Source organism: Lamprobacter sp. (assembly GCF_034860625.1).
Taxonomy (GTDB): Bacteria; Pseudomonadota; Gammaproteobacteria; order Chromatiales; family Chromatiaceae; genus Lamprobacter.
Genome location: NZ_JAYESN010000184.1, coordinates 1 through 6,416, shown reverse-complemented (window position 1 = coordinate 6,416; position 6,416 = coordinate 1). Strand labels below are relative to the sequence as shown.

Below are 6,416 nucleotides of genomic sequence, written 5' to 3'. Positions count from 1 at the left end.
GGCTGCGGCTGGGGCTCGTTCAGCCTCTGGGCCGCCGAGCATTTCCCATCGAGCCAGTTCACCGCGGTCTCCAACTCCAGCTCGCAGCGCGCTTATATCGAAGGCGAGGCCAAGCGCTGCGGGATCGACAACCTGACCGTCATCACTGCCGACATGAACGCCTTCGCGATCGATCAGTCGTTCGATCGCATCATCTCGCTGGAGATGTTCGAGCACATGCGCAACTGGCGCACCCTGTTCGGCCGCGTGCACGACTGGCTCAAGCCCGGCGGGCGCTTTTTCATGCACGTGTTCTGCCATCGCGACCATCCCTATCCCTACGAGGACACCGGGCCAGACGACTGGATGAGCCACTACTTTTTCGCTGGTGGCATCATGCCGAGTGATGATCTGCCCCTGCACTTCCAGCAACGGCTGCAGCTGATCGCTCGCTGGCGCTGGGATGGGCGTCATTATGAGAAGACGCTCAACGCCTGGCTGGCGCAGATGGATGCCGCGCGGGCCGAGGTCTGGCCGATCTTGGAGACCACCTATGGCAAGGACCAGGTCGGCATCTGGTGGATGCGCTGGCGGCTGTTCTTCATGGCCTGTGCCGAGCTGTTTGGGCTTCACAAAGGGCAGGAATGGTACGTCGGGCACTACCTGTTCGAGCGCCCAGCGGCAGGGTGAGCGCTCGCTCCGCGAAGCCAGCCTTGCCTTGGCTGCAGCAGTTGGCGCTGGCGCCGCTCTACCTCACTGCGCTTGCCGGTTGCTCGGCAAGTCGCGCTCCGGTGGATCTCAACCTGGTCTTCGTCGAGGTGACACCGATGGACTACGCGCACATCCTCTGTCAGCTCGAGCCGATGGCCGAGCGCCATACCTGTATGACCTCGGTGGTTGGCCACTATCGCGAGCATCGAAATCGGGACAGTGCGCCGATGGAGGCCGTTGGTGGTCCCTTCGTCGCCTTCATCGATCGGCAGCGCTACCGCGGCAGCTATGTCTCGAATCCCTTCGCCGCCGCCTTCTCAGTGAGCCACGGCAGGACGCTCTGTCGCGGGCGTTATAACGCCTTTGCCGGAGATGCAGAAGCCATCTTTCGTCTCCGTTGTGATGACGGACGGGAGGGGCGGGCACAGATCGTGCTCGATCAGACCGGCCGCAACGGCATCGGCAAGCTCTGGATGGCGAGCGGCTCTACTGGTGACATCGTCTTCGGTTACGCCGCTGTTGGCGGTGCATTCGGCCAGTAATCGTCGTCGAGTGCCTGCGTCTGGGAGTATGGGCATCGCTTCGGGAAGAGACTGAGCGGGAGCCCGGTCTCTGTGGTTGCGATATGCAAGGCATCGGGGTAAGCGAGCTGCATTGCCTCAACGAAGAACGGTTTTAGGCTTGGGCTCAAGCGCAGCTCTCGGCGGATCTGTACGCGCTGCTCAACAATCGACCCGCGCCAGCTCGACGTCCGATGCGCCGGCTGATAGTGCCACTTCAGCAGGTGCGCAATCAGGATGATGAGTCGGTTGACCAGCTCGTTTCGCTCTCGTCGACCCATTGCCTCTAACTCCTCGGCAAGCGCCGCTACGTCGATCTCTTGGCTCCGCCCCTGGCGCAGCAGCGCGATCTGGCTCGTGATCCAGGCGTAGTAGTCCTGCTGGTAAAGATCGCGTTCGGCTTCCATCATCGCTCCTCGTCAAAACACCAGGTTCAGCATCAACAATGAGACCACCAGGAATAGCACCGTCATGATGCCGCCGGCGCGCAAATAGTCCGGCACCCGATAACCACCCGGGCCCATGATCAGGGCGTTGACTTGATGGGTCGGGATTAGGAACGAGTTCGAGGTGGCAATGCCGACCGTCAGCGCGAACACTGCCGGATTGGCACCAGCGCCCAGCGCCATATTCACCGCCAGCGGCACCAGCAGCACGGTCGCGCCGACGTTTGACATCACCAGGGTGAAGAAGGTGGCCAAGATCGCGAGTGCCGCTTGGATCACCCAGATTGGCACCTCGCCGAGCGCCGCCAGCGTCGCCTGGGCGATCCAAGCTGCGGTGCCCGAGGTCTCGACCGCGAGTCCGAGCGGGATCAGTGAGGCGAGCAGAAAGACCGTCTTCCAGCTCACCGCTTCATAGGCCTCGTCGATCGAGATCACCCGGCTCAGGACCATGCCGACCGCACCGGTCAGCAGCGCGACTGAGAGCATGAGGTCAGTAAAGAGCACCAGCCCGAGGGTGAGCGCGAAGAAGAGGAGGGCTATCGGGAGCTTGTGCGGACGCAGCTCTTCGTGCGGATACTCAGTGGTGACGATGACGAAATCGCGATTACTCTCGAGCCGGGCCAGATCGGTCCAGGCAGTATGCACCACCAGCGTATCACCGGGCTTGAAGGGAAGATTACGCACGCCGCCGGTGGCATAGGACAGGGTCTCATCGCCGCGTCGGATGGCGAGCAAGGAGAGACCATAAACCTTGCGCATAAAGACATCGCGGGCCGATTTGCCGAGCAGCCCAGAGCCTGGGGGGATTACGATCTCGGCGATACCGGCCTTAGAGGCCGACAGGGCCTCGGCAAAGATCTCAAGCTCGGCGCGGGTCTCGATGCCGGTTTCGGCGACGAAGGTCTCAAAGCGCTGCTCGGTGCCCAACACACCGAGCAGCGTACCCTGCTCGATGCCTAGGTTGCGATCGACCCCTGAGGCGCCAAAGCGCACCCCATCGCCTAGGTCGACCGCGATGATGCGCAGATTCCAGCGCCGCTCGATCTCGTCAACGCTGAGCCCGGCGAGGGGGCTTTCGTTCGGAATCCTAGCCTCGTGCACACTGAAGTCACTGACGCCATAGGTCTCCGCGTAGTAGGCCATCGGATCGCCGGCCTGCAACAGCTGTGCGTTGGTGCGTGCTGGAAGCACAAAACGACCTGCAATCACGAAATACAGGATGCCGGTTGCGACCAGCGCCAGGCCGATTGGCGTGACCGAGAACAGGCTGAAGGTCTCCATCTGCTGCTCGGCTGGCAGGCCCTGATTGGCGGTCTTGATCAGATCGTTGAGCAGGATCAAGGGGCTCGAGCCGACCATGGTGATGGTGCCGCCGAGGATGGCGCAGAAGCCCATCGGCATGAGCAAGCGCGACATCGGCAGGCCGGTGCGGGCCGAGATGCGACTGACCACCGGCAGGAACAGCGCGGCGGCGCCGACATTCTGCATGAATGAGGAGATCACCCCGACGGTGCTCGACACCAGCGGGATGATGCGCGCCTCGGTGCTGCCGCCGATGCGCATGATGAAGCTCGCGACCCGGGTCATCAGCCCGGTCTTGTCCAGCCCGGCGCCGATGATCATCACCGCGATGATCGAGATCACCGCGTTCGAAGCGAAGCCATCGAACAGGTTTTGCAAGGGCACCAGGCCCGTTTCCAAGCCCATCCAGGGCGCAACCAGTGTTGTCAGCCCGAGCAGCACCATGACGCTGATCGCAGCAAGGTCGATGGGAACCACTTCAAATGCAAAGAGGAACAGGGTCAGCACGAGCACCGCCATCACCCAAGCGATCTCGACTGAGGGAACTTGACCCGCGAGCCAAATCGCGAACATCAACAACAGGATGCCGGCAAGGTTGGCGAAGCTGATCCTCCGCAATAGGTTACCCATGCAAGAATGCTCCTAAGGCTTTGGCTTGCGCTGACGCCTGATGATCGCATGGCGAAGATGATCGCATGGCGAGTCAATGCGCGCGCGGACTGACAAGGCTGATCGTCTGTGCATGCTACTGAAACCGAGCATCGCTCGCTTGGCTGATTCAACCCTTACCGAAATAGACGCAGATCATGGTGCGTTCAACGATGCTTGCTCGCCTGGGCAGCATTGCGTTGAAGCCTTGCCGAGGCTGGCCTAGTATCTAGCTGAGGGTAGCGCGCTCGATGCGCGCAAACCGATGTGCGCCAATCTAATGTGCGTCAACTTATGCGCGCCAATCTGGCGTCGGTGGACCATCCATGCATCCTGAGACGGCCTCTCGTGTTCGGCAATCCTGGGCACTGATCCTGCCACAGCGAAAAACGGTTTGCCGTGACTTCTACCACCGGCTGTTCGTCCGTTACCCTGAGCTTCGTCCGCTGTTCAAGGGCGAGATCGGCGAGCAGGCCGATCTCTTCGTCACCATGATCAACACCGTGATCAGCGCACTCGAGCATCCGGAGCGGGTGCGGCCCTTGATCGAGACCCTGGGGGGGCGCCATGCCGACTACGGGGTTCACCCGGAGGATTATGCGAAGTTCGAGCAGGTGCTCATCGAGACCTTGCGCGAGGCCCTGGGCGACGAGCTGGATGCCGAGGCTCAGGCGGCTTGGCGCGAGGTCTTCGAAGCGCTCACCCAGACCATGCAGGTTGGTGCTGCGCGTTGAGCGAGCAACCCGTTGGGCGAGCGCCCCGCTGGGTGAGCACCTGGCTTGCCGTCTAAGCCTGCTGTCAGCGACTCTCGGGTAGCTGCTCGGTCGGGATCTCGCGCAGCAAGGGGGCGTCGCGATCCTTGTCCGACAGGATGGGCTGAATGCCTGCCGGCCAGTCGATACCGATGTCGGGATCATCCCAGCGCACGCCGAACTGCGTCTCCGGATGATAGATGTCGGTGCACTTGTAGCTGAAGATCGCCGTGTCGCTGGTCACCAGATAGGCATGCAGGAACCCTGGCGGCACCCAGAATTGGTGCTTGTTCTCGGCGCTGAGTTCGGCGCCGACCCAGTGTCCGAAGGTCGCGGAGCCGCGGCGCACATCGACGGCGACATCGAACACCGTGCCGGTGATCACCTGCACCAACTTGCCCTGCCCGTAGGGGTTCTGGATATGCAGCCCGCGCAGGGTGCCATAGCCTGAGAAGGCCTGATTGTCCTGCACGAAGACCGGACCGATGCCCTGCTCGGCATAACGCTCCTGCTGCCAGGTCTCGCAGAACCAGCCGCGATGATCGCCAAAGACCTTTGGCTCGATCAGCAGGACATCCGGGATGGCGGTGGCGGTGATCTTCATGGTGCGGGTCCTCGCGTGATCAGCCCGAGCAGATAGTCGCCGTAACCGCTCTTGCGCAGCGGCTCGGCGACGGCACGCAGGGCCTCGTCATCGATCCAACCGTTGGTGTAGGCGATCTCCTCCGGGGCGCAGATCTTCAGCCCCTGGCGTTTCTCGATGGTCTCGATGAAGTTGGCCGCCTCGATCAGCGATTCATGGGTGCCGGTATCCAACCAAGCGATGCCGCGGCTGAGACGCTCGACGTGCAGCTGGCCCTGCTGCAGATAGCGGCGGTTCAGATCGGTGATCTCGAGCTCACCTCGTGGAGAGGGCTTGAGCTCAGCGGCATAGTCACAGGCGTGCTCGTCGTAGAAATACAGGCCGGTGATGGCGTAATTAGAGCGCGGCTTGGCCGGCTTTTCCTCCAGGCCGATCACCCGACCTTCGGCATCGAGCTCGGCGACGCCATAGCGCTCCGGATCACGCACCCAGTAGCCGAAGACGCTAGCGCCCTCGGTGTGGGCTGCGGCGGCACGCAGATGGGTGCGCAGGCCGCCGCCGTAGAAGAGGTTATCGCCGAGGATCAGGCACGAAGCTGACCCAGCAAGAAAGTCGCGGCCGATGATGTAGGCCTGCGCGAGTCCGCCAGGCTCCGGCTGTACCGCGTACTCGAGCTGTACGCCCCAGTGGCGGCCATCGCCGAGCAGTTTATGAAAGGCCGACGCATCCTGCGGTGTGGTGATCACTAGCACCTCGCGGATGCCGGCCATCATCAGAACTGCGAGCGGATAGTAGATCATCGGCTTGTCGTAGACCGGCAGCAGTTGCTTGCTCACGCTGAGGGTCAGTGGATGCAGGCGGGTACCGGAGCCGCCGGCGAGGATGATGCCTTTGCGTGTCATGCGGGTATGGCTCCTTATGCCTGGCCGCCGAGGCGCTCGCCCCGATAGCTGCCATCGGTCACACGCTGCGTCCAGTCCTGGTTGTCCAGATACCAGGCCAGGGTGCGTGCGAGTCCGGTCTCGAAGGTCTCGGCCGGTTGCCAACCAAGTTCGGTCTGGATCTTGGTGGCATCGATCGCATAGCGGCGATCATGCCCCGGGCGGTCGGTGACGAACTGTTTGAGCTGGATATGCGGGCGATGTGGTGAGTCGGGCAGGGCCTCATCGAGCAGGCGACAGAGGGTGTCGACCACCTCTAAATTGGTGCGCTCGCTGTTGCCGCCGATGTTGTAGACCTCGCCGGGGCGTCCGGCCTCGAGCACGCGATCGATGGCCCGGCAGTGATCCTCGACATAGAGCCAATCGCGAATGTTGCCGCCGTCGCCATAGATCGGCAGCGGCTCGCCTGCCATCGCCTTGGCGATCATCAGCGGGATCAGCTTCTCCGGGAACTGGTACGGACCATAATTGTTCGAGCAATTGGTGGTCAGCAC

Annotated in this window: 8 protein-coding genes; 3 read left to right on the top strand and 5 right to left on the bottom strand. The window is 62.4% G+C overall.

Features of this window, described 5'->3' with window-relative positions; genetic code table 11:
• The coding region (locus tag VBE63_RS23445; RefSeq protein ID WP_323685434.1) for a class I SAM-dependent methyltransferase at positions 1-669 on the top strand (669 nt) is incomplete at its 5' end.
• Entirely contained in the window at positions 666-1,232 is a 567-nt protein-coding gene (locus VBE63_RS23440; RefSeq protein WP_323685433.1) for a hypothetical protein, read from the top strand. The genes VBE63_RS23445 and VBE63_RS23440, both read left to right, overlap by 4 nt.
• Here the strand turns inward: VBE63_RS23440 and VBE63_RS23435 are convergent.
• Positions 1,199-1,657: a DUF29 domain-containing protein gene (locus VBE63_RS23435; protein ID WP_323685432.1), complete on the bottom strand. Its 459-nt coding sequence runs from the start codon at positions 1,655-1,657 to the stop codon at positions 1,199-1,201. The two genes, VBE63_RS23440 and VBE63_RS23435, sit on opposite strands and share 34 nt — an antisense overlap.
• 12 nt (positions 1,658-1,669) lie before the next feature.
• On the bottom strand, positions 1,670-3,628 hold the full coding sequence (locus VBE63_RS23430) for an SLC13 family permease (RefSeq protein ID WP_323685431.1): 1,959 nt from the start codon (positions 3,626-3,628) through the stop codon (positions 1,670-1,672).
• Between the two features lie 344 nt (positions 3,629-3,972).
• Between VBE63_RS23430 and VBE63_RS23425 the strand changes: the two genes are divergently transcribed.
• Entirely contained in the window at positions 3,973-4,380 is a 408-nt protein-coding gene (locus VBE63_RS23425; RefSeq protein ID WP_323685430.1) for a globin domain-containing protein, read from the top strand.
• A 64-nt stretch (positions 4,381-4,444) separates the two neighbouring features.
• On the opposite strand, the gene rfbC is transcribed toward VBE63_RS23425, so the two are convergent.
• The 3 genes from rfbC to VBE63_RS23410 all read right to left on the bottom strand — a co-directional run.
• Positions 4,445-5,002, bottom strand: a complete 558-nt coding sequence (gene rfbC / locus VBE63_RS23420; RefSeq protein WP_323685429.1) for a dTDP-4-dehydrorhamnose 3,5-epimerase — start codon at positions 5,000-5,002, stop codon at positions 4,445-4,447.
• Positions 4,999-5,883 (bottom strand): glucose-1-phosphate thymidylyltransferase RfbA, encoded by an 885-nt coding sequence (gene rfbA, locus VBE63_RS23415; protein ID WP_323685428.1) that lies wholly within the window; start codon positions 5,881-5,883, stop codon positions 4,999-5,001. The genes rfbC and rfbA overlap by 4 nt, the downstream gene beginning before the upstream one ends.
• Positions 5,884-5,897: 14 nt before the next feature.
• On the bottom strand, positions 5,898-6,416 hold a 519-nt coding region (locus VBE63_RS23410; protein ID WP_323685427.1), incomplete at its 5' end, for a dTDP-glucose 4,6-dehydratase.

Bases quoted from the DNA above. Each gene is read 5' to 3' on its own strand.
- rfbC (WP_323685429.1), bottom strand. From the start codon at position 5,002: ATGAAGATCACCGCCACCGCCATCCCGGATGTCCTGCTGATCGAGCCA.
- rfbA (WP_323685428.1), bottom strand. From the start codon at position 5,883: ATGACACGCAAAGGCATCATCCTCGCCGGCGGCTCCGGTACCCGCCTG.
- VBE63_RS23425 (WP_323685430.1), top strand. From the start codon at position 3,973: ATGCATCCTGAGACGGCCTCTCGTGTTCGGCAATCCTGGGCACTGATC.
- VBE63_RS23435 (WP_323685432.1), bottom strand. From the start codon at position 1,657: ATGGAAGCCGAACGCGATCTTTACCAGCAGGACTACTACGCCTGGATC.
- VBE63_RS23430 (WP_323685431.1), bottom strand. From the start codon at position 3,628: ATGGGTAACCTATTGCGGAGGATCAGCTTCGCCAACCTTGCCGGCATC.